The organism is Mesorhizobium sp. M0833, from assembly GCF_040319905.1.
In the GTDB taxonomy this organism is placed as follows: Bacteria; Pseudomonadota; Alphaproteobacteria; order Rhizobiales; family Rhizobiaceae; genus Mesorhizobium.
Window position 1 is genome coordinate 58,666 of record NZ_JAMYOQ010000008.1, and the last position, 23,155, is coordinate 81,820.

The window sequence follows — 23,155 nt, forward strand, 5'->3', positions numbered from 1 at the left end:
GGTCAGAAAAAGGCGCTCGAAAATATGAACATGTGAATGTCGCGCTGACACAGATAGGCCGACACCCCGTGGCCGATCACGGCCACGAGGGGCGGAAGCAGAATGTTGCTGGTGGCGATGAAAAACACGACGCCGACCAAGCCGTTCAGCCAAAAAACCTCGTAACGCACGCCCAACACCATCAAGGGGCGCGTTAAGGCGAGGCTCACAGGCTCGGCCGTCGGCAGGTCGTCTTCGTTGTCGTTCATGCCCTAGCTCGAAGCGGTCTCACGGATTGCATCGACCAGTGTCGACGCGCCAAACACGAAAGCGATGCCGACGACGATTGAGAACGCCAGCGGCCAGGCCAGGCGGCCGGTCATTGCCATAAACCCGAGGAAACAGACCGCGATGATCGCAATAGAGCGCGCGATGTTGCCCTGCAGGACGCCGACCAGCCAATCGAAGACACCTTCGATGGGTGCGGCGTCCTGGGCGAAGGCGGCGACCGGCTGTAAAATCGTGCCGATTGCAACGGCAGCCGCGAACTGCAGCGTGAATTTATTCCACTTCAATAACATGTCCGTCCTTCCACGCATTTTCGAGTTTCCCTTCTCCATTGACCTCAGACACATTCGCCGGCTGCGACGAACCGACCACGGCTGACAGCTTCCAGCGGTTGAGAACCTTGATAATGTAGCCGGCTGTCTCCGGAAGCTCCGGAATGCCCCGGCTCTGGCGAACGTTTGCGGGTCCAGCGTTGTATGCGGCGAGCATCAACAGTGGGTCGCCGAACTCACCGTAGAGGTGCTTCAGATATTTGATGCCGCCGCGAACGTTCGCCTCGACATCACACCTGTCACGAACGCCAAGATCGCCCGCCGTTCCCGGCATGAGCTGCATGATCCCCACGGCGCCTGCCGACGATTGCTTGCGCGCGGCGCCGTGCCGGCTTTCCACCCATGCCACCGCATCGGCCAGGTCAGCATCGACACCTTCCTCTGCCGCCACCGCGCGCACGAGGTCGCTTACGGCCTTGCTGTCGACTGCCGGACACTCGGTTGCCGCTGGCGACTGCGCCTCAGGCGACTGATGGTTCAACGCCACGGTGTACGCGGCAGGTTTCTCGTTCCGAAACGCCGCTGCCATGCGGGCTGCTACATTTACCGGTTGCAGAGCGTGCCGAGGGACGGCATCCTGCGCATGGCCCTGTGTTGTCAGCGCAACCCCCGCCGCAAGAATTCCGACGAACGAAACTCTGGCCATTGCGTCGCTCCGGTTATTACTTTAACTTACGTCATAACCGCGGCAATCCCGCTCGTCAACAAGCGACTACAACCATGGCTTTCTTTCTCGTCGGTAATTCGCCCCTTTTTGCTGCTGACCATAGCGCGGGCGACCTCAGCGCGTCCAAGCCGCCCGTGTTGCGCCTTCGGCGCTGCCCGCGCCAGCCGCTTGACGCTTTCGGTCAGCCGCGCACAGATGCAGCCACAAAACGGAGAATACCGTCATGAAATTGATCGTTCCCGCCTTGGTTGCCGCCGCTGCCTTGATGAGCGCGGCATCCGCCCAGGACGAGCCGTCACCATTCACTGAACCGAGCGTTGAATATCTCAGCCAGTTCGCCGAACCCCATAAGAAGGTCTTCGTTCTCGAACGCTATGATGCAACCGGCAAGCTCGTCGCTCGCGCCGTCGACGATATCTCGTCTCCCGTCGAAATCATTGACGCGACCCATCGCAAGATCAACGGCGTCGAATATGTCTTGCGCGGCCTCACGTCCTGCCCGTCCAAGAAGGTCATCTACAATCGGGTGCAGACGTGGGATTGCAGAGACGCCGCGAAAGACGACGCCGGCACGATCTACAACAAGCGCGCCAGCGTAATCCTATGCAAGACGCTGGTACTGCAATCGACGCCCGGAACGCCCGATCCTGTGTCCTGCTTCGCCCGCGTTGGCCAAGGGTCGAACAACGATCCGTTTCTCGTCGCCAACGACGATGACTCGATGGTCTTCCAGGGCTTTGCTCAGATCGCTGTTGACAAGAAGGGCAAGCCGCTTCGCCCCGACCTCCTCGAGTCGGCCGTCATAGGAAAGGAAATGGGCCTTGGCGATACGAGCCAGTGACATTCTTTTGACGGCTACGACAATAGCCGCAACCTTGCTTCCGGCCCATGGCCAGCAGGTGGCATCGAGCTTCGCCGTTCCTAAGAATATCACGTTGCAGACCGGCGACACCTGGGAGTCCGATGGTCAGGTCTACCGCCTGTATGGCGTCCAGTCCTGTATACGCGGCAGCATAGCCACCGACGCTGCCGGTAACAAACACGACTGCGGAAGTCTTTCGCTGGCCCAGCTCGGAGGCTTGTTTCAGACGGCGGCAGTGACTTGCCAACCGATCGGGCGAGCGCGGGACGACGCGATTTTCGCAGTTTGCGCCGCCGAGGTCGAGGGTTCGACAATCGATGTTGGCACAGCCATGATTTCTTCTGGCTTCGCCTTTGCGGCAACCTATCCGGATGGCAACGCCGTCAACATGGGCTATGTTGTTGCGGAACTGACGGCAAAAGGCGCGAGTGAGGGCTTGTGGGCCTATAAATTCCCACATCCCGTCCAGGCGCTTCTGCAGACCTCGCAGCCCACGGCTACGAAAGGAGCTGGCCAGTGACCATGCCAGATTCCCACTACAATCGCCCTATGACAATCGTGCATGCGGAGGGGCTGGAAGCGCAAAAGCAAGCTGAACGCGATCTCGCCGATCTCGACAGCGGTAACGGTTGGGCTGTAGCCGCCATCCTTTTCCTTCTGGCGCTCACATGGCTTTGCAATCAATTTCCCGCTTTAGGCGATTTGCTCCTTAGTCTTTGGTATTCATGAACAGCATCGCATCCTCTGCCATCGCTCTCGTGATCGGTATCGCCATAGGAGTTGGCGGAACCTATGCACTAACATCGTCGGCGCCTGGAAACTCCCAGTTGGAAATTCCCACAGAGGAAGAAGCTCGCGCGTCGCTTCAAGCTGCCAAGCCCAATGATTGGCCGAATTTACAATTGTCGTTGGGGCAATGCGACAAAGACACCCTGGGACCCGGTGTGCGATGCGCCGTTGACGTAACTTATGACGGTCTCGGCGGCCAAAGGAAGAGACAATCCATCGTCGGCTTTTCTAAAACCCCGAGCGGCTGGATGGCCTCGCTCTATCAATAGCCGTCATGATCTGAAAACGACTGCAAAAGCGTCTCCCAGTCCTTCTCGTCCAGACCGCTCGCACCGTCGCGTAGCAGCGTCCGCACATGGGCCGCCTTGGCGGCAACAACGACCATCGTCGAAAGCTCTGATTAAGGCACGGACGTCCAAGTTCCGCGATGCGGAAGCCAGTCCCCTATCCTTTCCACATTGTCGAACGGAGAAGAGCCTGCATGTGCTCTGCCAAGTCGAGCTCGCCGCGGCTCTCGATCCTCAAAAGATATCTGGCCTTGGCCCGGCGATCACCTTCCCTGACCGCAGGATAGGCACAGACAGCCAGCAGTGCCCTTTCCTCGGCCCGGCTGGCTCTGTCGTGTTCGCGATTACTGCCGTCCCTTTCTTGGATTGCCTTGCCGAACGCCGCGTACGTTGCCTTGTGCGCCTTTATCAGCGCCCGCAGGTCGCGGGACGGTTCCCGGTCCCGGCGTCGCGGCTCTCCGGCGTGAGCCGTTGCCGCAATCGTCGAGGCGATGATGGCGCTGCCGGAGCTGAGAAGCAAGGCGCGGCGGTTGATCCCGGACATGGTGAACTCTCCTCTTCACTTCATGGCATGCTGGCAGATCGGTATCGCAACACTGGCGGGCCGCGTTCTTACGGTAGCACGACTGTCGGCGCATTCATGTCAGGATGGATGGCACCGTCATCTGCGTTACAGCCAGAGAACGACCAGCGACCGCGCGGATCTGCTTATCGCGGACCTGTTCGATCGATCAATTCCCCTCGGACGTTGAAGGCGAAAGAACGAAAGAACGACCCTTTCTGCCCTTCCATCGGAGAGATTGAAGGAGAAACCATGACCCTTAGCGGGAAGTCGCGGTGCTCAATCTAAACGTCGGAAAAGGGGTGTTTCGCTACCGCTCGGGCCGACGATCAAGAGCGCCAGCGCCCACCGGGGTACGATCGACAAACGACTGCAAGAGCAGGTTCCAATCTGCGTCCTCCAGTCCACTGTCGCCCTTGTTGAGCAACCAGCGAAGGTGCTCGGCCTTGGCGGCGCAATCCTCGATGCTTTCGACCGCAAATCGAAGCAACTCGTCCCGTGCATGCTCTTCCTGGGCAAGCAGCTCGTTCAGTCGCATCTCGAGCCGCGCCGAAGCCCGACTTTCCGTCTCGCAATCAACGAGGCGCTGACACAGATGCTCCACTTGCTCCCGCAACTGACGATGCCGTTTCAGCATCGTTATGAGCGGCCGCTCAGCGACAGGATCCTCGACGCGGTCACCGTTAATCGCTACCACAGCCAGAACCATATCCCGCCTCCTCAATCGGCACATATGGATGCCGAAGCTCAGTGAGTACGGTGAACTCTCACTGAAACACTGTTGTTCGATGGCCGGGGAAAGAACTGCTCTGCTGGCGCGGCGAGCTGTAGTCCGGCCGAGACATTTCCCAGGCTCTGCATCGCAGTAATTTTCCTAGTTGCGTGCAGCCCTTTCGATTCGAGTGATAACCCGACGCCCAGCAAAAAAAAGGGGGCGATACCACCCCCTTTTTTCTTTTGTCAAAGTTGTAGGCACGTCGCCTCTAAATCAGGCAATCAAAGCGGCCTTCGCTCGGCCGTCAGCCTGTGCGGCAATTCTCAGCGCAGCGACCATAGCCGGACCCGATGGCGATTTAAAATCGTGCAAATCTGGTTTTCACCTTTCCCAGGAACCGTGATCGGCTGTGCTCGGTTGAGCGATCCATGTCGTAGTGAGCGAGATAAAGCACTGGCGCCAGCGGCCTGATCTGAGATCGCAGCAATCTCTTGACGACCTTTCGGGGGGGATCGCCCGCAAGGAAAGTCTGAGCCCGAGGCGCACCGTACGTCATGACAGCCCCAAGCTTCGTAATATTGGTGAGTTTCGGCCTTACCCGCCCATTAATAAGCGAGAAAGCCACTCCCGGTATCCAGACTCGATCGAAATAGCCCTTGAGGATCGCGGGGAATCCCAGCGTCCATACGGGCGAAACTATCACCAGCCCGTCGACCCGTTCGAGCCGCTGAACATAGTTCTCTACCGCCTGTCGGTTGTCAGGAATCTCGTAGTAGGCGATGCGATCCTGATAGCTCATCACAGGATCGAAGGCTTCCGCGTACAGGTTGCAGCTGTCGACAACATGCCCCGCCGTCTCAAGCCCGGCGACAGTCTCGCGATGCAAGGCCGCCCCATAGCTTGAATCATCCGGATGCGCATGAAGCACCAAGACACGCATCGCTACCCCAGAGGAAAATCGAACTGGACGGAGGTGCCGCGGCCGGCGGTGGAGTTGAGCCGCAGCTTTCCTTTCATGCAGCGCACTAGATCCACAATGCTGGCCAGACCCATGCCAGTGTGATTGCCACCGCGGGTCGAGAAGAATGGCATCGTGGCATTTTTTTTGACGTTTTCGGTCATGCCGTTGCCGTTGTCTTCGACGCTCATGATCAGCCGCTTCGCGCCGATCAGAGGTTTATGGATCCGAGCGCGTATTGTTATCTGCGGGAATTCCCGACCTTCCATCGCGGCCTCTGCGTTTCGCACCAATTCACTCAGAATCACGTGAAATTGCGATGCGGGTACACGCGCGGCCAACGCTTGATCGGTAACATCCAGTTTCAGGATTTCGTTTCGCTCGACATTTCCAGCAATGCCCGAGATCAGCGCTGAAAGAGATTTTAGCTGGCTTCCAAGGGTCCCCTTCGGTTGCTCGTAGGCCATAATAATATCTCGCAAGCGTGTGTTCATTCGTTCGAGATCCCTGGCGGCCGCCTGCGCCTGATCGATCATGCCCTTTTCGGGGGCCTCTCCCTCTCTTACTTCGTCCAGAAACAGTCTGAGTGCGCTGATATGGGAGGTTGTCGCGTGCGCGAACAGGCTGGAGAACGAGCGCAGATGCTGCTCCTTCCACTGGACAAAACGCGACTGCCATGCGGACCCCACGGCGATGAGCACGATGGTGGCTAAGCCCATGACCAGCACAAAGCCAAGACGTCGGTTCCGCTCTTGCGCGTGCGCAGCATCGCTATAAGCGGTCATGTGCTCGAGCGCCGCGTTGGAAACACGGAACATGTCCGATCTCAAATCGGTCAGCTGCGCTAGCGCTTCGCTATAGTTTGTGCGTGCCTCTTGAGTCGCAGGGACGACCGCGGTTTCAATCACTTCGAGCGCGTTCGTCAGCCGCCCTATATCCTGTCCGCCAAGATAGCGGCCAATATATTCCAGTGATATTGTTTGCCGGACATTGTGCGCCAGGTGACGAACATCCCGGTTAATCCGGGGCAACTTCTTTCCAGTGGCGAGCGCAATTTGGAGATCCGTCATAACACCGGTCAGGCGTTCCCGAATTTGGGCGGCCCGCCATTGGATCTCATAGGTTTCCTGGAGCACCTGACTGGTCTGTTGGTGCTGCCGGTCCGCTTGAAAGAACGCCCACACGCTGACTGCTACAGCGCCCAACAAAACAACGTAGAGAACCTCGACGAAGTTGATGCGCTTCGTCATCTGACCGGCCGCACCGCAATAACCCACCACACCCACAGATTGTTACGGGCGGGAATGTAGGACGCCGGCAGCTTGTCATAGGGCCAGACCACGAAAAACGGCCCGGACTCGTCTATGTCGAGCTGACGGTACGTGTCGTCGGCGTCGCATTTCCCATTCTGCCGATCTGCGTCCGTGCATTCTTTTTCATACGCGATCATGGGAGCATAGCTGTCGATGTCTTCCTTCGGGACTCGCGCCATAAAGCCGTCGTCTGCGCGGACCTCTACCGCCCTGTGTTCATCGAGGTGATGCTTGGCCAACAAATCTTTGAGATAAACACCTCGAAACCGGACGATTTCTCCAGACGTCGTCCATGGCGTGCGGGTCGCGCGCTCGCGCACCGGGAACTCTTTTTTTATCGCGTCGATGCTGAAGGAGACCAACTGGTTTCCTGCGTCCGTCTCGATGACCAGCTTTTCGGGATCGTCCACCTCAGATGTCGCCTGAGCGAAACTTACAGTGCCGACCGCACCGGCGATGGCAATCGTGGCCGTCGACGCAACGAGACGGAGGCCGCGGAACTTGCTTTTCAACGTCGTCTCCATCTCAAACTTTCGGCAAAAGCCCGTTTCGGGCGAGTTTGGCGCGCGCATTCTTGTAGTATTTCTTGACCGTTTCACCCGATTCCAGCCCCCAAAGCTCTTTCACCTGCTCGAAAACCTCAGCGCGTGTTGATCCCCGAGGGCGCTGCAGCACACGATTGAAGATCTCCTCTTCACGCTGCGTTAGATCGGAATAGTGCAGACGAAAGTCCGCCTCTGACTCGTCAGCTTCCGGCAGCTGAGCCACGAATTGACCATTAGCGGCGCGCGAAAGAATATCCTGCAGCAGATCCGGGCCAAGTCCGTTCTTGCCAATATACGCGGCGCATCCGAGGCGGCGGCATTCTTCAGATTCGCCCACAGTTGGCGATCCGGTCATGACGATATGGATAGCTTCGCTAGCTGCGGCCGCAATCTCTTGGATTACGATCTTTCGATCAGTCTCAGACGTGGGGTCAAGGCCTGGCAATCCAACATCTGTGACGACAAGATCGAATTCACCGTCTCGAAGCAAATGCTTTGCACGCTCTAGCGTTCCGGCCACCAGTATCAATGTCTGCTTGCCAAAAAATCTCTTGAGGCGGCGTTGAAGCATGTCGCCAAACAGGGGCTGGTCCTCGATCACCAGCACTTGAAAAATCTGCATTCGACACCTCGCTGCCGAATCCGGCGAAGGCGCAATTTGCGGCCGCCGATTCGGACATGAATGTCGCCCCCTGCTACCGTTGATTGTCGTACTTTAATTGAGGTTTGTGTCAACCTTTTCGCTGCTGCTTTTTTCAATGATGGCTAGGCGACCCGCGGGGAACTGTGTTTTCTCGGCATCACTTGGCGCGATACGCTTTTGCGCCTAGGCTCAGCATGCCTTGCCGACGAGGACCGGCGCAGTCTTGCTCGCCTTCCCTCATGGAATTCATGGATTCTGTGGGGAGCGACAATGTCGCAGAGGTGAACTATTTGGCCTTCTTTGCCGGTCCGGACGCGGCTATTGGCTGGTATGGATTTGACGGGAACAGTTCCCTTAGCGGCTAAAAAATCTCATGCCGGCGCAACGGCGGCAAGGCTCAGCTGCGTATCCCACACCGTTCTTGATCACGGCGGCATCGCGATCATTGTCAAGCGGCCGCAGCCCGACGCCGTGACACGATACGCAAGGCACACTGCCTCGCTGATCCTTGCGTTCAGCGGCCCACCATCGGAGTTCCCGACGCTGCCTTCTGGTCAAACTGTCCGGTGTCATCCCTTTGGCATTCCCGCAGGTTCTGGAAGGCAAAAAACGCCTTGCGTGATCGAAAGGACGACCCCTCCTTTCGGTTCGACAATGGCTCCCGTCCAGGCTTGCGAGTAAGTTCGGCTCGCATCGACCGCCGTCAACCACAGGACGCGGTTGTCGGCCAGCTCGACTTTCACCTCCGCCTGCAGGGGACTGTCATTGACCGTCTGCCGGTAGTGTCGCTTGATCTTCACCTTCCCGTCGGGAAACAGCGCACGGCTGTTTTCATATTCGATCTCGAACTTCACACCGCCTGCATCGCCGATTTTGCAAGTCCCGTCTCGCTCACAGATCGTGCGGGCCGTCGCTTCGCACGTCCAATTATACCCTGACTGCCACATCGGATTGCCTGCCTGCGCAAACGTGAATCCGGGCACCAGCAGAGTGATGATCGCTGCGGGGGCGATCGCACGCATTCGAAAGAGTGACACGCTGTCATTGTTCATGGTTCTTCCGGCCCGTCAGTCGTCGGCGTGACCAGCAACGGCCCTTGTCGCCGATGAAATCCAGTGCTGGCGCTGTTCTGATAGAACGCCAGCGTCATCGCTGCCACATGCAACGCAGCGTCAATCCCCTCGCGCTCTGCGCGTTCGCGCAGTTCCTCAAAATACATGTCCGCGATCTGTTGAGCGTCGCTCATGCAGCGATGTTAAAGTATCAACTCCTTTGTCGCTAGTGGGGAAAGGAGGGCTCTGCCCCCTCCCCCAACAAAGGCGAAAACCGGCACCCCTATTCTTCCTCCGTGTCTTCGCCGGCTCCGTGCAGAACTGGCTGCGGATCCGCATGCGAGAATCTTGCGCCGGCCCTCGGGTGAGTGGTTCCCCTACCAGTTTTCGCCTTACCGTCGATCCTGAGCGGCACGCGCGCCGACTGGATCAGGAACAACGTGAACGACAGCGTTTACGTGGAAGGCCGCGTTGGCAACTCGTCTTATGAAAAGGACGGCAGGACGGTCTACACGGCAGATGTGATTGCGGCCATCTTCAACCGCGTCCATCCCCGCTGCGAAGCGAAGTAAGACACGACACTGACGACAACGAAGAATAACCAGCAACAGGGGCGGCGCAAGCCGCCCTGCCCCGACAGCCGCCCTGCCCCTTTGGAGCGAGCCCGATCCGGGCCGAGTACGAGCGCTGACGGCGCAAGGCCGAATTGGGCGAGGCGGCGCACCGTAAGCCGAGGGTTGTCGGCGATCAGGTTTTTACTTTAACTTATGCGCCCAGCCGCTTACGGTGGCAAATCATCGAATCGTGGAGAACGGATACAGGCAAAAAGAAAACCCGGCGCGAAGGCCGGATTTCCAAGAGGTTGTAGCCAGAACGGAACGCCAATTCCGTAGATTGCCACCAAAAGAAGATGGCAAAATCTAGCTGCTTCCCCTGACAGTCGCAACAGGAAAATGCGCTTTCGCGCCACGGATTTTCTTTGCCGCAAGCAAGGAAAAGACGTGGTGACCATACACACCGAAATGGCCCGGTGGCTTGCCGACATCACGACGGTTAAGCAGATCGACCACTATCTTGCACTGGTCTGGCGAGGGCTGGCCGAGGGCGCCTTGAGGGACCGGGAGGCGCAAGAGCTCAGCGAGGCCGCCCATTCGCGCCGCTCCTTTCTACAAGAGGCGCGCGAAGCGCGTATGCCGCCGGCGACCACCTACTTTCCGCAGCGCCCGAAATCCAAGCAGTCGCTCCACCAAGCGGCGAGCGGGTCGCGCTGCCCAGCCCGATGGGCGAGAAAACGACGCTTGGGCGATATGGCCGCCCTACCCCCAAATGTGCGGGATCGCTTCACGGAGGGTGAACGGGCCGTGCTTTATATTGTCGCCTCGGACTGCCGCCAGCACGGCTCTTGCGGATCGAGCGTCAAGGAAATAGGCGACCGCGCTGGCGTCGGCGCCACCACCGTCCGCAACGCGCTGCGCCTGGCCCGCCATCTTGGCCTGCTCGACATCACGGACCGCCCGCAATGGCGCGCCAGGCATCTGCCAAACCTGGTCAAAATCAAGTGCGGGCGCTGGCTCGCATGGCTCAAAAAATTTCGGCCGGGCCTCGGTCTTAAATTTTGTCCGACTGGGTTCAAAAAAGCGGCGTCCTCAGGAACCTTCGGCAATAAACAGAAAGGCGGACAGCCTTCTTACAACCGGACCGGTGGCCCTTCGGGCCGCTTTCAGCGGTTTGCTGGACGCAAACCACCGTCCGGCTGACGGCTGGGACGCCCAATCCCACCAGCCCGGGCCTAGTTGAACCGTCGCAAAGGGGCTTTTGAACAAGCCTGCCGGAACCCCTTGCGCCCAGCAAGGCAAAAATCAGCGCTTCGGCACCCGGCCCAGGAGCAGTGCGGCCGTCGGCACGGCAAGCCCTTTGGTGATCATGCCGATAATCGCCAGCGTCAGGTTCTGTTGCCCTTGCTCGATCTTGTAATAGGTGACGACCGAAATCCCGATCAAGTCGGCAACTTCCTTCTTCAGCATGTCCTTGCGGCTGCGGAAGGCGTTTACTGCACGCGCGATGTTGTCCTTGATCTGCTGGACGTCGAGCCGCTTCATCGACGGCTCCAGCGCTGCCGCCGGCAGCAGCAGTTCAGCGACGCTGATTTCAAGAGCCCGTGCGAACAACGCGACCGTCGCGAGCGTGAGGTTCTGCTCCCGCCGCATCGTCAAATAGTAGGTGCGATAGGAGAATTCCGTTTCGCTGGCAAAGCTCTTGATCAGCGCCACGAAATCTCGATTCGACAGATTGCGCCGCTGTCGTTCTTCTTCGAGTTTTGCCGCTATCTGCGCCTGCATCACATCGCGCTCTGGGTTGTCCAAGACGTTTCTCGGATCGTATTTTTCCACCGCCATCCAACCCCATACAAACCTCCTTTCGCGGCCGCAAGAAATCAATTAAAGTATAAACTGCGACGCCAGTGAAAGGAGCTCCCGTTGACCAAATCTCTGCTCTATGCCGCCGCCATTGCGGCCGGCTCCCTTTACGCCAGCAGCGCCCCGGCTTCCGAATGGGGCTGTCAGGTTCTGCTGTGCGTGTCCGGCGACTGGCAGGCAACCCCTAGCTGCCACCCGCCCATGTACCGGCTCATCGCCGCGATGAAGCTTCCCGGCTTCTTCTGGCCAACATGCCCTGACGCGAACTCCTCTGCCGCGCGGAAAGACGTCTATGACGACTGCCCGGACGGTTGGACAGTCCGCTACAGCGATGTCGGGCACGATGGTAGCCGCTCGAAACCAAACATGTGCGAGAAGAGCGAGAATGGGTGCTTCGACCATCGCAACGGCAGGCCTATCTTCAAGCCAGTCACCAATCGCCGTGACGGCGACAGTTGCCAGAGGACCATCAGCATGCCGCGGCCGATGCGGTCAAAGCCTTGGTACGTTGAGTACATCGATGCCCAGGGCTTGAGGCAGCGGACATGGTTCAATCTCAACATCTGACTGCTGCTTCCGTCGATTCTATGATGACACTCTAATTGACGTGCGAACGGAAATCGAGCCACCTAATTACAGAAGGTATCCCAATATGCGCAGCATCAATCGTTTCACCGTTGCCGGGAACGTAGGCAGCGTCACCAGCTTCAATAAGGCGGTCAAGGTCAGCATCGCTGCCGACCGCCATTGGACCAACGACGCCGGGAAAAAGGAAACGAGGACGGATTGGGTCACCGTCACCGTGTTCGATGATCAGGCCGCGTGGATCAAAGACAACGTTTCCAAAGGCCAGCCGGTCATAGCCGAAGGCCGCATCAGCAACTCATCCTACGAAAAGGACGGCGAGACGGTCTACACGACCGATCTGGTCGCAACGACGTTCAACGCCTTCCAGGCCGCCAATGTCAATGCGAACGACTGACAGGATCCGCCCGACGGCTGAGCACGGTTCGTTTGTCCCGGCAACTCTGCAGCGGCCTAGTCGTCGCGGCGGCGCAATCCGGCAAAGGCACCACTATCGCGGCTGTGTTCGTGCCCCCTCCCCTTCGGCCGAGTGGCGCCCTGGCAGCCATCCGACAACAAAGATGATTGGTCATGGAAGACGACTTACTGGATGTGATCACGGTCGCGACCACTGGCATCGTGTGCTTCTTCATCGCTTGATCTTCAACTTTTACATCAGCCCCGCCCTTCTGTGCGGGGTCGTAAGCAGTGCTGCACAAGCAGCTCTTATCAGGGCTGTGTATCCGCGTTAAGCGGGAAGGCCGGTGTTTGAGGCCTTAAGCAGCGTCAGGGCGGCCCCGTCGCGGACGTCGCCGCCGACGATCCGGTCAGGGCGAAACCTCATCGTGCTGCTTGTTGACGTTGTCGTCAAGGGCATCCAGGCGGACCGGACATCGGTCGCAACGATTGGCAACCTCCAGCTGCGAACCGGTGATGGAAACTCAGTTCCGCTGCGCCAGGTTGCAACCGTCGCGTATGGCATGGAGGATCCGATCGTATGGCGCCGGCAAGGCGAGCCGATGGTTGTCGTTCAGGCGGATGTCGCCAAGGGCGTCCAGGCAGCGACTGTGGCGAGGGAAGTCGACGCAAATCTGCAAACGCTTCGGTCTGACCTGCCGCCCGGCTATTCGATTGTGGCTGGCGGCATTACCGAGGAGGCGGAGAAGGGGAACTCATCCGTCTTCGCTGTCGTACCGATCATGCTGCTCGTGATTGTGGCGCTGCTGATGGTTCAGCTCCAGAGCTTCTCACGCATGGCCGTTGCAATGCTGATGGCTCCCTTCGGGCTCATTGGTGTCGTGGCCGCAATGCTGCCTACGAACACCCCGATGGGGTTCGTTGCGCAGCTCGGCGTCATAGCATTGTCAGGCATGATTATTCGCAACGCGGAAATCCTCATCCAGGAAGTGGATCAGAACGTCGCGCTCGGCCAACGCCCGACCAGGCCATTGTAGCCGCGGCCCTACATCGCGCTCGTCCCATCGTACTGACCGCATGCGCCGCGATTCTGGGCATGATCCCGATCGCCACCGAGATCTTCTGGGGGCCGATGGCTTACGCAATCATCGGGGGGCTTGCAGGTGCCACCGTTCTGACGCTGACGCTGTTGCCCTGCATGATGCTTTGGCTGCTCACGATCGAAAGTCGCGGCGCGCGTGATCTTCCTGCAGAAGTGACGGCAGGAGAGACAGCTCTGAACGGTGTGTAGCCAGAGCCTGCCAGGCGCACTTGGTTGGCCGCTGTCTTACATGATCTCGTGGCAAGGGATAAGATAGGCTTGGACTGTCGGTCTTTTGACCATCATCAGCAAATGTTTACATTGGCCGATTTCACAAATAGAGGGCTCATCGTTCATCCGCTTGCGAAATGAAAAACCAGTAGAATGCCTACTGGATGCTGGAAGCTCGACATACCGTCGATATCCGGTTTCATCGGCATTATGGCAGCAGCCGAGGCTTGGCGCTTTGGCGCGGAAGGAAGGTGGGCCCCCTACGTAGGCAGCAATTGCCGCAGGGTCAGCAAGGCCGCTAGTTTCGAGCACGATCTGTTCGGCCGCTGGCGAGAGCCCATCCTGTTTATTACAGATTCGCGCAGCACGGCCAAAAGCGCATCCTTGGTCCGACAGCCTGTTTCTAAGCCGGTTAGGCAATTGCCCGCGATGGCTTTTCCCAATCCAGCATAAATGCCAAATCGAAGCCCCCTTTTCGGCATAGCATGCCATCTGGGTCCATGCATTCTACGGCAACTGGTTGTTGATTCAGCGCAAGATGCCGGCGTTCGAACTGTGTACGAGCCCAGATGGGCGCGTCAGCGCCTGAAAGGGTAGACAAGCGCTTCGCCTGAACTCAGCTTGAAATAAATGCACGTTTATAGCGCCGTACCGCACTTCACGATTGGAAGGCAGTCAATTGCGAGCATCCCGAGCAATGCGTCTCGTCTATGCAGTGAAGGTCAGCGCGTCCACTTAATGCCAGCTTATCTCATCGACACGAAGGACCTACGCCATGAAACTGACGGACTTCAAAGCCCTGACCTTTGACTGCTATGGTACGCTGATCGACTGGGAATCGGGCATGTTCGAGGGCCTCAAGCCCTTGACCAGCCGACTTCCAGTCGCGCTATCGCGGAACCAAGTGCTCGAGGCACATGCCCGTCACGAATCGTCCCAGCAATTGCAGACGCCGGCCAAGAATTACCGCGATCTTCTGCCGATCGTCTACAGGCGCTTAGCCGAAGAATGGGGCATATCGGTTACATGGGCTGAATGCGTAGCATACGGCAAGTCGGTGAAGAATTGGCCGGCATTCACGGACTCCGCGGGCGCCCTGCAATATCTCAAGCGTCACTATAAGCTGGTCATTCTATCGAATGTCGACAATGAGAGTTTTGCCGCGAGCAACGAGAAGCTCCAGGTCGAGTTCGACGCGATTTACACCGCGGAAGATGCCGGCTCCTACAAGCCTTCGGACCGCAACTTCGAATACATGATCAAGAAGCTGGAGACGCTGGGCATCCAGAAGCACCAAGTCCTGCACACGGCCGAGAGCATGTTCCACGATCACGGGCCGGCGAACCATCATGGCCTCGCGTCGTGCTGGATCTATCGCCGCTACAATCAGGAGGGCTTCGGCGCTACCATGCATCCGGGCGACATGCCTAAATATGAATTCAGGTTCGATAGCATGGCCGACTTAGCCAAGGCTCACCAGGAAGCTCTCCGGGCCTAGTGCAATTAGGGGTGCGCGAGAATGGTCGGATTACCAAAACTAGACCGGATCGATATCAACATTCTCGCGCAACTTCAGCAAAACGGGCGACTTTCGAACGTCGATTTGGCTGAATTGGTGGGATTGTCACCAAGCCCCTGCCTTTCACGAGTGAGGCGCCTGGAAGAAGCTGGTTACATTGTAAGTTACAATGCCCGCCTCCATCTTTCCAAACTCGTGGAGCACATAACGGTGTTCACGCAGGTGACATTGAACGATCACAAGCGGGAAGATTTCATCAAATTTGAGGCCAATATTCGCAAGTATGAAACACTCCAGGAGTGTCATCTTGTTAGTGGTGGGTATGATTACCTGCTTAAGTTCCTAACGAAAAATGTTGCTCTATATCAGGAGATAATGGAGTCGATCCTCAGCCGAAACATTGGCGTCGAGAAGTACTTCAGCTACATCGTGATCAAGACGATCTTTGATCGCGGGCCCATCCCGTTGAAGTCATTGATCAACGACAGTTGACCATGCAAGCGTTTTTCTTGGCGTTAGGCCATCCCAGCAACGCTGCGCGAAGGGTCGAACGGGCATGGAAAGGATGCGGACAACTTGTTGGTCCCTCTGGTAAGGCGGATTGCACGGTCAGCACAATGTGCCTCCCTGTTGCCTCTTTCGGCACAAGTGCTTGGTTGCCGATGTCGAAACCGCAGCGACTAATCGGAGGCGTCGCCGGCATGATCCGTAACCAACTTGCGAGGTGTCGAAATGCTGTCGAACAGCCTGATAGAAGATGATCGTGCTCATCTCATCCATCCTGTCACCTCCCTTCGCGCGCACGAACAGCGCGGCGTCACCATGTTGCAATCAGCCAAAGGCTGCTTCGTCACCGATGCGTACGGCCACACGCTGCTTGACGGGTTTGCCGACCTTTGGTGTGTAAACGCGGGTTATGGACAGGAGAGCATCGTCGAGGTCGCGATGGAGCAGATGCGACGGCTGCCCTACGCAACCGGCTATTTCCATTTGGCAGCGAGCCGGCAATCCGGCTTGCGACGAAGCTGGCGGAAGTTACGCCTGGCGACCTGAACCACGTCTTCTTTACGCTCGGCGGTTCGGACGCCGTCGACACCGCTACTACAATAATGTGCGCGGTCTGACGCGCAAGAAGCACTTCATCAGTCTCGAACGCGGCTATCACGGCTCCAGTTCGAACGGCGCCGGTCTCACGGCGCTTCCGATCTTCCACGACAAGTTCGATCTGCCGCGCTCATGGCAGCACTACATCCGCTCGCCCTACCCCTATCGCAACCTTGTGGGACAAGATCCCGCGGCTATCATCGCAGCATCAGTGCAGGCCCTGAAGGACAAGATTCACGAGATCGGCCAAGAGAACGCCGCCGCGTTTATATGTGAGCCGGTCCAGGGTTCCGGGAGCGTAATCGTGCCGCCTACAGGCTATCTAACGGCCATGCAGGCAGCTTGCCGCGAGCTCGGAATTCTCTTCGTCGTTGATGAAGTCATTACCGGTTTCGGCCGCACGGGGCCGATGTTCGCGTGCGAGCATGAAGGTATTGAACCGGATTTCATGACCGTCGCGAAGGGCCTTACCTCCGGCTATGTGCCCATGGGCGCCGCAATCGTTTCCGACCGCATCTATGAGGTCATCGCCGACGGAACGGCCGACGGGTCGGCGTTCGGCCACGGTCTGACCTATTCCGGGCATCCGGTAAGCGCTGCAGTCGGGCTTGAGGTCATGCGGCTCTACCAGGAAGGCGGCCTCCTTGAGAACGGCAGGCGGGTTGGCGAGTATTTTGGACGAAGATTGAGGGCGTTTCGCGATCACCCGCTGGTCGGCGACGTACGGTCTGTCGGCCTGCTGGGCGCCATTGAACTCGTTGCCGACAAGGAAACGAAACGCAAGCCCTCGAGAGACGCGCGAGTCGGTCCACGCCTGTTCGAGGCCGGCTACAACAATGGTCTGATCTTCCGCGCTTTTGGCGATGACACGATCGGTTTCGCTCCTCCCCTTTGTATCACCGAAAGTGAGGTGGACCTGCTGATCGAACGGCTCGACAAGACACTCGACTTGGCCCTGGACTTCAAGGACCTATGAGCAGTCCAACTCAAAGATTTAGTCACAACCTGGTCTGGTCAGATTCCAATTCCGCGTTGAATGAGCACCGCCAATGAATGACCCCACTATGGACCACATGGAAGAGGTGCTTGCCCATCTGCCGCAGGAGATCGTCACGCGCGATCAGGATATCATATCCGCCTACACGACTGACTTTCGCCGGCACTATGTCGGCCGCACGACCGCGGTTTTGAGGCCGCGAAATACGGAGCAGGTGCAGCACATCGTCCGCGCTTGCGCCGAACGCCGTGTCCCGCATTGCCGCCGGCTGCCTCCTGACCTTCATCCTGTGCCTGGGCTACTATATCACGCCGGCACTCGTCGGCGGACCACGCGATCAGATGGTCAGCAACTACGTGTCCTACTATATGAATAACATCATCAATTTCGGGCAGGCGTCCGCCTTGGGCGCAACGCTTCTTATCGCCACGCTGGTGCTCTACTGGGCCTATAATCACCTGGTCGGCATCGACAAGATGAAGCTGGGATGATCGCGATGGCGCCTCTTCCGCTGCTCGGACTGCCACCTTATGCCTCGACCCTGGAGCGCGCTTGGCGGCTTTTCTTCTTCGCCTTTTGCGGTCTGGTTCTGCTTTTCCTGATCTCGCCGATCGTGATCGTTCTGCCCATCAGTTTCAACGCTACGCCGTTCCTATCCTTCCCGACGGGCGATTGGTCATTGCGATGGTATGAGGATTTCTTTTTCAATGATCGCTGGACGACGGCCGTCAAGAACAGCGTCATCATCGCGTTCTTCAGCACCATTCTTTCGACCTCCCTTGGAACGTTGGCAGCGCTGGGATTGTCACGACCCAATTTTCCGGCCCGGGCTGCGGTCATGGCGGTGCTGATCTCGCCGATGATCGTGCCCGTGGTCATCACGGCCGCGGCGCTCTTCTTCTTCTATGCTAATCCGCTAATGGTCACGTCGCAGCCCATCATCGTCCTGAACAACACTTATACCGGCGTCATTCTGGCCCACACGCTGCTTGCAACCCCCTTCGTCGTGATCACCGTCACGGCGACCCTGACGGGTTTCGATCAGTCGCTGATCCGGGCCGGCGCGAGCCTCGGCGGATCGCCTGCCCTGGTCTTCCGCAGGGTGATGTTGCCGCTCATCGCGCCTGGCGTCATTTCCGGCGCCCTCTTCGCCTTCGTCACCTCTTGGGACGAAGTAATCTGTGTCCTGTTTATCGGCAGTTCCGACCAGCGCACACTGCCTCGCCAGATGTTCAGCGGGATTCGTGAAATGATCAGCCCCACCATCACGGCTGCAGCTACTGTGCTGATCGCTCTGGCGATTGTCATGCTGGTGACAGTAGAACTGTTGCGCCGCCGTACAGAGCGGCTGAGGGGCATCACGACGTAGGATTCGAATTCAGGCGACCATCGCTATTTTGAGTAGTCGTCCTCGAATCTCCGCTTCGATGGCAGGATCCGGCGCCGCAGGTGGTTCACAGGCGATCGACGTCTGTAGATACGTCTCGGCGATTGCCGCCGCGTCGCGGCGGAACTTGGCGACCGACACACAGCGCCCCTGTTCCAGCCAACCCGCGCTATGCAGAATGAAGTCCGCTCCGGAGACCACCGATGCCGCCAGGACGCGTGCGCCCTCGCTTCCGGCCTGCGCATCGTCCACCTTCGCAGATGTGACCGCCCCATCACCGCGCGAGGGGATCCCAAGTCGTCGGGAGAGTTCAGATGAATAAAGTTGTACCAGCTGTGAGGCGGGATCTCCGAAATTCGGCTGCATGCTTCTCATATCGAACGGCCAGGCGAGAATTCCCATGACGACGGGGGCGCCCGGCCGCCAAAGCTGCGTCAGCGCCAATCCCGGAAGCACCTCAGCGTAACCCTGAATAAGCGATCCGGCGATCGTTGTGGGGCTCGTCGCTCCCATCATCATGTAGGAGGAGATCATCGCAGCCTCGCCGGCCCGGGCGATGATACGGAGGCATTTCAAAGGATTTTCCCAGTAGGTCAGCGGTGGAGTGCAGTTAACCAGATGAAGCAGATTGCAGGCGCCTGTTTGCGGCGGCCGCTGAAACGCCGCTGCCGTCAGATCGATATACTCCATCGCGATCTCAGGGGACGCGATACTGCCCATGAATGGTTTATCCGAGCACGTCAGGTGCGCGAGCAGCATTTCAAAGGCACGGGAAGCCTCCGATACATCATCCAGGACACAGATCATGTGTCCCGTATTGGTGAGCCCTGGGCTTTCATGAGCAATCGCAAGAAGCTGACGATAGATGTCTCTCGAGCCTTTGACCCGTTGCCCACTCTCCAAAAGAACATCCGGTGCGCCGTAAATTGGGGCGAAACTGGTGCATGCCAGACCGCCAACGACCGTATCGCGATCGGGATTCCGGGCCCTCAGCCGAAAACTGCGCGGCGCGCTTCTACGAATAATCTGGCGAAGGGCGGATCCATCGAGACGCACAACTTCGCGGTCAACGACACCACCTGCTCGTCTCAATTGCTCGATGGTTTCAGGATCGTTCTGGAATCGAATTCCGACTTCCTCCAGAATCCGGTCTGCCGCCTTCTCAATCGCATCAAAGGCCGCCGCATCTGTTGCCGGCAAAAAGCTTCTCGCCAGATAATCCGAAAGCTCGCGTTGCTGGCAGCCAGAATGACCTTTCATGCCCCACTCCCAAAATATGCCTTCGCGCAAAACACCATCACCAGACTTTGCGCAAGCAGGATGACCATTGCCGTGAAAACTAGAATGTGCGCGCCCATGCAATGTGGCCTAACCCGATCCCATTCCGCCTTCCTGCCGCGAGGCGGTGATATCCGTTCGCGCTAAGTGACGGCTTGGCTATCCGGTCGTAATGCCGACTTAATTCCACGAAGTGCGAGCCTACGCCCAGCGGGACTCAATAGTCTTGTTTGGCGTGCGCAACGACGAGCGGAAACTCAGAACCAAGCGTCTATCGTGCGGGGTTTGCTGCGACGCAGCAGCCGTATGCGGGCAACGCAGAGGCCCCCTATTCAAGTCTGATGGCGTGATTGGTAACCAAAGTGCCTAAAGTGGAAAACTCGTCTCGATATCAGAAGGATCACAAATTCTCCGGCACCCGTCAAAGCGCCTTTTGCAGCTCCGGCAGGATGACGAAGAGGTCGCCGACGAGGCCGTAGTCGGCAACCTGGAAGATCGGCGCCTCCTCGTCCTTGTTGATGGCGACGATGACCTTCGAATCCTTCATGCCGGCAAGGTGCTGGATGGCTCCGGAGATACCGACCGCAATGTAGAGGTCAGGCGCCACGACCTTGCCGGTCTGGCCGACCTGCCAGTCGTTCGGCGCATAGCCGGCATCGACGGCGGCGCGCGAGGCGCCGACCGCGGCGCCGAGCTTGTCGGCGACCGGCAGGATGACCTCCTGGAACTTCTCGGAGGAGCCGAGAGCGCGGCCGCCCGAGATGATGATCTTGGCCGAGGTCAGCTCCGGACGGTCAGTCTCCGACAGCTTGTTCTCGACGAAGGCCGAGAGGCCCGGATTGGCCGCCGCCTTGACGGTCTCGACAGCCGCCGAGCCGCCCTCGGGCGCCGCCTGGAAGGAGGCAGTGCGCACGGTGATGACCTTCTTGGGGTCGGTCGACTGCACCGTCTGGATGGCATTGCCGGCATAGATCGGGCGCTTGAAGGTGTCCGGCGACACCACTTCGATGATCTCGGACACCTGCGCGACATCGAGCAGGGCAGCGACGCGCGGCGCGACATTCTTGCCCGACGAAGTCGCCGGCGCGATGACGGTGTCGTAAGCGCCCGCGAGCGACACAACCAGTGCTGCGGTCGGTTCGGCGAGGTGCTCGGCGAGCTCGTCGGCCTCGGCGAGCAGGACCTTGCCGACGCCCTTCAATTTGGCGGCGGCGTCGGCCGCGCCCCTGGCGCCCTTGCCGGCAACCAGCACATGCACGTCCGAACCGATCTGCAGTGCCGCCGAAAGCGCCTTGGCGGTCTGGTCGGAAAGCGTCGCATTGTCGTGTTCGGCAATCAGAAGAATTGTCATCTTTTTTGTCCCTTCTCAGCCTTATAACACGCCGGCTTCGTTCTTCAGCTTATCGACCAGCTCGGCGACGCTCTTGACCTTGACGCCCGCCTTGCGGCCGCCCGGCTCCTCGGTCTTGATCACTTTAAGCCGCGGCTTGACGTCGGCGCCGTAATCGGCAGGGCTCTTCTCGTCGAGCGGCTTCTTCTTGGCCTTCATGATGTTGGGCAGCGACGCGTAGCGTGGCTGGTTCAGCCGCAAATCGGCGGTGACGATCGCCGGCATCTTCAGTTCCAGCGTCTGCAGGCCGCCATCGACCTCGCGCGTCACCGTGGCCTTGTCGCCGTCGAGCACGATCTTGGAGGCGAAGGTGCCTTGGGCCCAGCCCAGCAGCGCCGCCAGCATCTGGCCGGTCTGGTTCGAGTCGTCGTCGATTGCCTGCTTGCCGAGGATGACGAGGCCAGGCTGTTCGGCGTCGACGACGCCCTTCAGCACCTTGGCGACACCGAGCGGTTCGGTCTGCTCGTCGGTCTTGACCAAAATGGCGCGGTCGGCGCCCATGGCGAGCGCGGTGCGCAAGGTTTCCTGTGCCTGCTGCGGGCCGATCGATACGACGATGATCTCTTCGGCCTTGCCGGCTTCCTTCAGCCGGATCGCCTCTTCGACCGCGATCTCGTCGAACGGGTTCATCGCCATCTTGACGTTGGCGAGTTCCACCGCCGAGCCGTCAGCCTTCACGCGAACCTTGACGTTCGCATCCACCACCCGCTTCACGGGCACAAGGATCTTCATTGGTCTATCTCTCGAGTTTAGGTGGATCGTCGGCCGGAGCGGGTCCGATTGGTCTAGAGCCTTTCATAAGCCTTGACCGTTCGGAGCCACAGCTGTTCGTAAGCTGCATCTGTCATGTAGGCCGCATGAGCGGTTAATGTGACATTGTTCAGTGAAACGTAAGGACTGCCTGCGGGAAGCGGTTCTTCCGGAAACACATCCAGTGCTGCGTGCCCAATCTGCCCTTCGGCCAACATCTGCAACAGCGCCGCTTCCTCGATCAGACCGGCGCGCGCCGCATTGACGAGAATAAAGCCCCTCTTTGGAAGGAGCAGTCGTCGAGCGTTCAGAATTTCAGCCGTTTCCGGGTTGAGGGACAGATGCAAGGAAACGACGCTTGCATTGTCTAATGCTTCATCGAGATCCGCAACAAAGCCTGGGTAATCACGGGCAGTTCGGTTCCAGGCTGCCACCTCCATACCAATTCCGCTCGCAAGGTCCGCCATGCAGGTTCCGATCCCACCTAGGCCGAGCACTGCAATCTTCTGTCCCATCAACTGCAATCCGCCCACGGGCGACCAGAGCCCGGAGCGGGTCGTTCGGTCCATCTCGGCTATTCTGCGCGCTGCTGAGAACATCAGACCGAATGCGTGCTCGGCAACTGATCGATCTCCATAACCAGGGGTGGTGTAAACCTGCACATCGCGTTTTGCGGCGTCATGCAGATCGACGTATGTTCCTGCCCCCGTCCCCATAAAAATGATCGCTTGTATTGAGGGACAAGCATCGAGAACAGCTGGTGGAACAACCGTGTGCTCGACGAGGAGCACTTCGGCCTGCGCGCACATTGCCACGAGGTCTGCTTGCGTGGGGTTCCCTTCGTTGATCGTGATCGCACCGGGCACCGGCAACTTGCGGTCCTTTATGACGCGGGCCAATTCTTCAGTACAATCGACAAATATCGCGCCCATGCGACTTTCCCTGAGGTGGCGTTCAGCCACCTTCCCCAGCCGAGATCCGGCCTAATCTAGAGGTTGTCTCCGGCCTCGGCCGCAGTTCGGATCACC

Annotated in this window: 30 protein-coding genes and 2 pseudogenes; 14 read left to right on the forward strand and 18 right to left on the reverse strand. The window is 58.6% G+C overall.

Going from position 1 to position 23,155, the window contains the following annotated elements; all coding sequences use genetic code 11:
- Positions 1–2: 2 nt before the first annotated feature.
- Genes NKH98_RS11460 through NKH98_RS11470 form a run of 3 tightly spaced genes read right to left on the reverse strand, consistent with a single transcriptional unit; the run spans position 3 to position 1,245 of the window.
- Positions 3–248 (reverse strand): VirB3 family type IV secretion system protein, encoded by a 246-nt coding sequence (locus NKH98_RS11460; protein WP_352898451.1) that lies wholly within the window; start codon positions 246–248, stop codon positions 3–5.
- 3 nt (positions 249–251) lie between these two features.
- Positions 252–599 (reverse strand): TrbC/VirB2 family type IV secretion system protein, encoded by a 348-nt coding sequence (locus NKH98_RS11465; RefSeq protein ID WP_352898453.1) that lies wholly within the window; start codon positions 597–599, stop codon positions 252–254.
- Complete coding sequence (locus tag NKH98_RS11470) at positions 541–1,245, reverse strand: lytic transglycosylase domain-containing protein (RefSeq protein WP_352898455.1); 705 nt, start codon at positions 1,243–1,245, stop codon at positions 541–543. The genes NKH98_RS11465 and NKH98_RS11470 overlap by 59 nt, the downstream gene beginning before the upstream one ends.
- 244 nt (positions 1,246–1,489) lie before the next feature.
- Here NKH98_RS11470 and NKH98_RS11475 point away from each other — a divergent pair, with 244 nt between their 5' ends.
- From NKH98_RS11475 to NKH98_RS11490, 4 genes are read left to right on the forward strand one after another with little or no spacing between them, the layout of a single operon-like run.
- The gene (locus NKH98_RS11475; RefSeq protein ID WP_352898456.1) at positions 1,490–2,107 is read left to right on the forward strand and encodes a hypothetical protein; all 618 of its coding nucleotides are present in this window, start codon (positions 1,490–1,492) and stop codon (positions 2,105–2,107) included.
- Positions 2,088–2,648 (forward strand): thermonuclease family protein, encoded by a 561-nt coding sequence (locus NKH98_RS11480; protein ID WP_352898457.1) that lies wholly within the window; start codon positions 2,088–2,090, stop codon positions 2,646–2,648. The genes NKH98_RS11475 and NKH98_RS11480 overlap by 20 nt, the downstream gene beginning before the upstream one ends.
- Positions 2,645–2,857 (forward strand): hypothetical protein, encoded by a 213-nt coding sequence (locus NKH98_RS11485; protein WP_352898459.1) that lies wholly within the window; start codon positions 2,645–2,647, stop codon positions 2,855–2,857. The genes NKH98_RS11480 and NKH98_RS11485 overlap by 4 nt, the downstream gene beginning before the upstream one ends.
- Entirely contained in the window at positions 2,854–3,186 is a 333-nt protein-coding gene (locus tag NKH98_RS11490) for a hypothetical protein (RefSeq protein ID WP_352898461.1), read from the forward strand. Before NKH98_RS11485 ends, NKH98_RS11490 begins: the two co-directional genes overlap by 4 nt.
- Here NKH98_RS11490 and NKH98_RS11495 read toward each other — a convergent pair.
- From NKH98_RS11495 to NKH98_RS11535, 9 genes are all read right to left on the reverse strand, one after another.
- Positions 3,180–3,302, reverse strand: a complete 123-nt coding sequence (locus NKH98_RS11495; protein WP_352898464.1) for a hypothetical protein — start codon at positions 3,300–3,302, stop codon at positions 3,180–3,182. The two genes, NKH98_RS11490 and NKH98_RS11495, sit on opposite strands and share 7 nt — an antisense overlap.
- 59 nt (positions 3,303–3,361) lie before the next feature.
- Positions 3,362–3,748, reverse strand: coding sequence for a hypothetical protein (locus NKH98_RS11500; RefSeq protein WP_352898466.1), 387 nt, complete (start codon positions 3,746–3,748; stop codon positions 3,362–3,364).
- Positions 3,749–4,076: 328 nt separating this feature from the next.
- Positions 4,077–4,475, reverse strand: a complete 399-nt coding sequence (locus NKH98_RS11505; RefSeq protein WP_352898468.1) for a hypothetical protein — start codon at positions 4,473–4,475, stop codon at positions 4,077–4,079.
- 364 nt (positions 4,476–4,839) lie between these two features.
- A complete protein-coding gene (locus tag NKH98_RS11510; RefSeq protein ID WP_352898470.1) occupies positions 4,840–5,421 on the reverse strand; it encodes an NAD(P)H-dependent oxidoreductase in 582 nt (193 codons plus the stop codon).
- A gap of 2 nt (positions 5,422–5,423) precedes the next feature.
- The gene (locus NKH98_RS11515) at positions 5,424–6,689 is read right to left on the reverse strand and encodes a sensor histidine kinase (protein WP_352898472.1); all 1,266 of its coding nucleotides are present in this window, start codon (positions 6,687–6,689) and stop codon (positions 5,424–5,426) included.
- On the reverse strand, positions 6,686–7,264 hold the full coding sequence (locus NKH98_RS11520) for a putative pterin-binding protein (protein ID WP_352898474.1): 579 nt from the start codon (positions 7,262–7,264) through the stop codon (positions 6,686–6,688). Before NKH98_RS11520 ends, NKH98_RS11515 begins: the two co-directional genes overlap by 4 nt.
- A 13-nt stretch (positions 7,265–7,277) precedes the next feature.
- Positions 7,278–7,919 (reverse strand): DNA-binding transcriptional response regulator, encoded by a 642-nt coding sequence (locus tag NKH98_RS11525; RefSeq protein WP_352898476.1) that lies wholly within the window; start codon positions 7,917–7,919, stop codon positions 7,278–7,280.
- Between the two features lie 590 nt (positions 7,920–8,509).
- Positions 8,510–8,992, reverse strand: coding sequence for a hypothetical protein (locus NKH98_RS11530; RefSeq protein WP_352898478.1), 483 nt, complete (start codon positions 8,990–8,992; stop codon positions 8,510–8,512).
- On the reverse strand, positions 8,989–9,186 hold the full coding sequence (locus NKH98_RS11535) for a hypothetical protein (protein WP_352898480.1): 198 nt from the start codon (positions 9,184–9,186) through the stop codon (positions 8,989–8,991). The genes NKH98_RS11530 and NKH98_RS11535 overlap by 4 nt, the downstream gene beginning before the upstream one ends.
- 759 nt (positions 9,187–9,945) lie before the next feature.
- Here NKH98_RS11535 and NKH98_RS11540 point away from each other — a divergent pair.
- Entirely contained in the window at positions 9,946–10,749 is an 804-nt protein-coding gene (locus NKH98_RS11540) for a hypothetical protein (RefSeq protein WP_352898483.1), read from the forward strand.
- A gap of 102 nt (positions 10,750–10,851) precedes the next feature.
- Here the strand turns inward: NKH98_RS11540 and NKH98_RS11545 are convergent, their stop codons facing one another.
- A complete protein-coding gene (locus NKH98_RS11545; protein WP_352898485.1) occupies positions 10,852–11,355 on the reverse strand; it encodes a helix-turn-helix domain-containing protein in 504 nt (167 codons plus the stop codon).
- 114 nt (positions 11,356–11,469) lie between these two features.
- Here NKH98_RS11545 and NKH98_RS11550 point away from each other — a divergent pair, with 114 nt between their 5' ends.
- Complete coding sequence (locus NKH98_RS11550) at positions 11,470–11,976, forward strand: hypothetical protein (RefSeq protein WP_352898487.1); 507 nt, start codon at positions 11,470–11,472, stop codon at positions 11,974–11,976.
- 40 nt (positions 11,977–12,016) lie between these two features.
- Positions 12,017–12,391 carry a single-stranded DNA-binding protein gene (locus NKH98_RS11555; protein ID WP_352898489.1) on the forward strand — a complete coding sequence of 125 codons (375 nt, stop codon included), beginning with the start codon at positions 12,017–12,019 and terminating at the stop codon, positions 12,389–12,391.
- Between the two features lie 336 nt (positions 12,392–12,727).
- Here the strand turns inward: NKH98_RS11555 and NKH98_RS11560 are convergent.
- Positions 12,728–12,823, reverse strand: a pseudogene (locus NKH98_RS11560) (P-type conjugative transfer ATPase TrbB); the annotation flags it as partial.
- Between NKH98_RS11560 and NKH98_RS11565 the strand changes: the two are divergent.
- The 7 genes and pseudogenes from NKH98_RS11565 (at position 12,819) to NKH98_RS11595 (ending at position 18,691) form a co-directional block, all read left to right on the forward strand.
- On the forward strand, positions 12,819–13,427 hold the full coding sequence (locus tag NKH98_RS11565) for an efflux RND transporter permease subunit (RefSeq protein WP_352898491.1): 609 nt from the start codon (positions 12,819–12,821) through the stop codon (positions 13,425–13,427). The pseudogene NKH98_RS11560 and the gene NKH98_RS11565 sit on opposite strands and share 5 nt — an antisense overlap.
- Before the next feature lie 32 nt (positions 13,428–13,459).
- A complete protein-coding gene (locus NKH98_RS11570) occupies positions 13,460–13,681 on the forward strand; it encodes a hypothetical protein (RefSeq protein WP_352898723.1) in 222 nt (73 codons plus the stop codon).
- A 796-nt stretch (positions 13,682–14,477) separates the two neighbouring features.
- Positions 14,478–15,200, forward strand: coding sequence for a haloacid dehalogenase type II (locus tag NKH98_RS11575; protein WP_352898493.1), 723 nt, complete (start codon positions 14,478–14,480; stop codon positions 15,198–15,200).
- 21 nt (positions 15,201–15,221) lie between these two features.
- On the forward strand, positions 15,222–15,713 hold the full coding sequence (locus NKH98_RS11580) for an Lrp/AsnC family transcriptional regulator (protein ID WP_352898496.1): 492 nt from the start codon (positions 15,222–15,224) through the stop codon (positions 15,711–15,713).
- Positions 15,714–15,953: 240 nt separating this feature from the next.
- Positions 15,954–17,301, forward strand: a pseudogene (locus NKH98_RS11585) (aminotransferase class III-fold pyridoxal phosphate-dependent enzyme).
- A 269-nt stretch (positions 17,302–17,570) separates the two neighbouring features.
- Positions 17,571–17,813 carry an ABC transporter permease family protein gene (locus NKH98_RS11590; protein WP_352898498.1) on the forward strand — a complete coding sequence of 81 codons (243 nt, stop codon included), beginning with the start codon at positions 17,571–17,573 and terminating at the stop codon, positions 17,811–17,813.
- Positions 17,810–18,691 (forward strand): ABC transporter permease, encoded by an 882-nt coding sequence (locus NKH98_RS11595; RefSeq protein ID WP_352898499.1) that lies wholly within the window; start codon positions 17,810–17,812, stop codon positions 18,689–18,691. Before NKH98_RS11590 ends, NKH98_RS11595 begins: the two co-directional genes overlap by 4 nt.
- A 9-nt stretch (positions 18,692–18,700) precedes the next feature.
- Here NKH98_RS11595 and NKH98_RS11600 read toward each other — a convergent pair whose 3' ends face one another.
- The 4 genes from NKH98_RS11600 to NKH98_RS11615 form a co-directional block, all read right to left on the reverse strand.
- Complete coding sequence (locus tag NKH98_RS11600) at positions 18,701–19,969, reverse strand: trimethylamine methyltransferase family protein (protein WP_352898502.1); 1,269 nt, start codon at positions 19,967–19,969, stop codon at positions 18,701–18,703.
- Positions 19,970–20,408: 439 nt separating this feature from the next.
- Positions 20,409–21,338: an electron transfer flavoprotein subunit alpha/FixB family protein gene (locus NKH98_RS11605; RefSeq protein WP_352898505.1), complete on the reverse strand. Its 930-nt coding sequence runs from the start codon at positions 21,336–21,338 to the stop codon at positions 20,409–20,411.
- 21 nt (positions 21,339–21,359) lie between these two features.
- Positions 21,360–22,109: an electron transfer flavoprotein subunit beta/FixA family protein gene (locus tag NKH98_RS11610; protein WP_352898508.1), complete on the reverse strand. Its 750-nt coding sequence runs from the start codon at positions 22,107–22,109 to the stop codon at positions 21,360–21,362.
- A gap of 53 nt (positions 22,110–22,162) precedes the next feature.
- Positions 22,163–23,059, reverse strand: coding sequence for an NAD(P)-dependent oxidoreductase (locus tag NKH98_RS11615; RefSeq protein WP_352898510.1), 897 nt, complete (start codon positions 23,057–23,059; stop codon positions 22,163–22,165).
- Between the last annotated feature and the right edge of the window lie 96 nt (positions 23,060–23,155).

Bases quoted from the DNA above. Each gene is read 5' to 3' on its own strand.
- NKH98_RS11460 (WP_352898451.1), bottom strand. From the start codon at position 248: ATGAACGACAACGAAGACGACCTGCCGACGGCCGAGCCTGTGAGCCTC.
- NKH98_RS11465 (WP_352898453.1), bottom strand. From the start codon at position 599: ATGGAGAAGGGAAACTCGAAAATGCGTGGAAGGACGGACATGTTATTG.
- NKH98_RS11470 (WP_352898455.1), bottom strand. From the start codon at position 1,245: ATGGCCAGAGTTTCGTTCGTCGGAATTCTTGCGGCGGGGGTTGCGCTG.
- NKH98_RS11475 (WP_352898456.1), top strand. From the start codon at position 1,490: ATGAAATTGATCGTTCCCGCCTTGGTTGCCGCCGCTGCCTTGATGAGC.
- NKH98_RS11490 (WP_352898461.1), top strand. From the start codon at position 2,854: ATGAACAGCATCGCATCCTCTGCCATCGCTCTCGTGATCGGTATCGCC.
- NKH98_RS11495 (WP_352898464.1), bottom strand. From the start codon at position 3,302: ATGGTCGTTGTTGCCGCCAAGGCGGCCCATGTGCGGACGCTGCTACGC.
- NKH98_RS11500 (WP_352898466.1), bottom strand. From the start codon at position 3,748: ATGTCCGGGATCAACCGCCGCGCCTTGCTTCTCAGCTCCGGCAGCGCC.
- NKH98_RS11505 (WP_352898468.1), bottom strand. From the start codon at position 4,475: ATGGTTCTGGCTGTGGTAGCGATTAACGGTGACCGCGTCGAGGATCCT.
- NKH98_RS11510 (WP_352898470.1), bottom strand. From the start codon at position 5,421: ATGCGTGTCTTGGTGCTTCATGCGCATCCGGATGATTCAAGCTATGGG.
- NKH98_RS11515 (WP_352898472.1), bottom strand. From the start codon at position 6,689: ATGACGAAGCGCATCAACTTCGTCGAGGTTCTCTACGTTGTTTTGTTG.
- NKH98_RS11525 (WP_352898476.1), bottom strand. From the start codon at position 7,919: ATGCAGATTTTTCAAGTGCTGGTGATCGAGGACCAGCCCCTGTTTGGC.
- NKH98_RS11530 (WP_352898478.1), bottom strand. From the start codon at position 8,992: ATGAACAATGACAGCGTGTCACTCTTTCGAATGCGTGCGATCGCCCCC.
- NKH98_RS11535 (WP_352898480.1), bottom strand. From the start codon at position 9,186: ATGAGCGACGCTCAACAGATCGCGGACATGTATTTTGAGGAACTGCGC.
- NKH98_RS11540 (WP_352898483.1), top strand. From the start codon at position 9,946: ATGCGCTTTCGCGCCACGGATTTTCTTTGCCGCAAGCAAGGAAAAGAC.
- NKH98_RS11575 (WP_352898493.1), top strand. From the start codon at position 14,478: ATGAAACTGACGGACTTCAAAGCCCTGACCTTTGACTGCTATGGTACG.
- NKH98_RS11580 (WP_352898496.1), top strand. From the start codon at position 15,222: ATGGTCGGATTACCAAAACTAGACCGGATCGATATCAACATTCTCGCG.
- NKH98_RS11595 (WP_352898499.1), top strand. From the start codon at position 17,810: ATGATCGCGATGGCGCCTCTTCCGCTGCTCGGACTGCCACCTTATGCC.
- NKH98_RS11600 (WP_352898502.1), bottom strand. From the start codon at position 19,969: ATGAAAGGTCATTCTGGCTGCCAGCAACGCGAGCTTTCGGATTATCTG.
- NKH98_RS11605 (WP_352898505.1), bottom strand. From the start codon at position 21,338: ATGACAATTCTTCTGATTGCCGAACACGACAATGCGACGCTTTCCGAC.
- NKH98_RS11610 (WP_352898508.1), bottom strand. From the start codon at position 22,109: ATGAAGATCCTTGTGCCCGTGAAGCGGGTGGTGGATGCGAACGTCAAG.
- NKH98_RS11615 (WP_352898510.1), bottom strand. From the start codon at position 23,059: ATGGGCGCGATATTTGTCGATTGTACTGAAGAATTGGCCCGCGTCATA.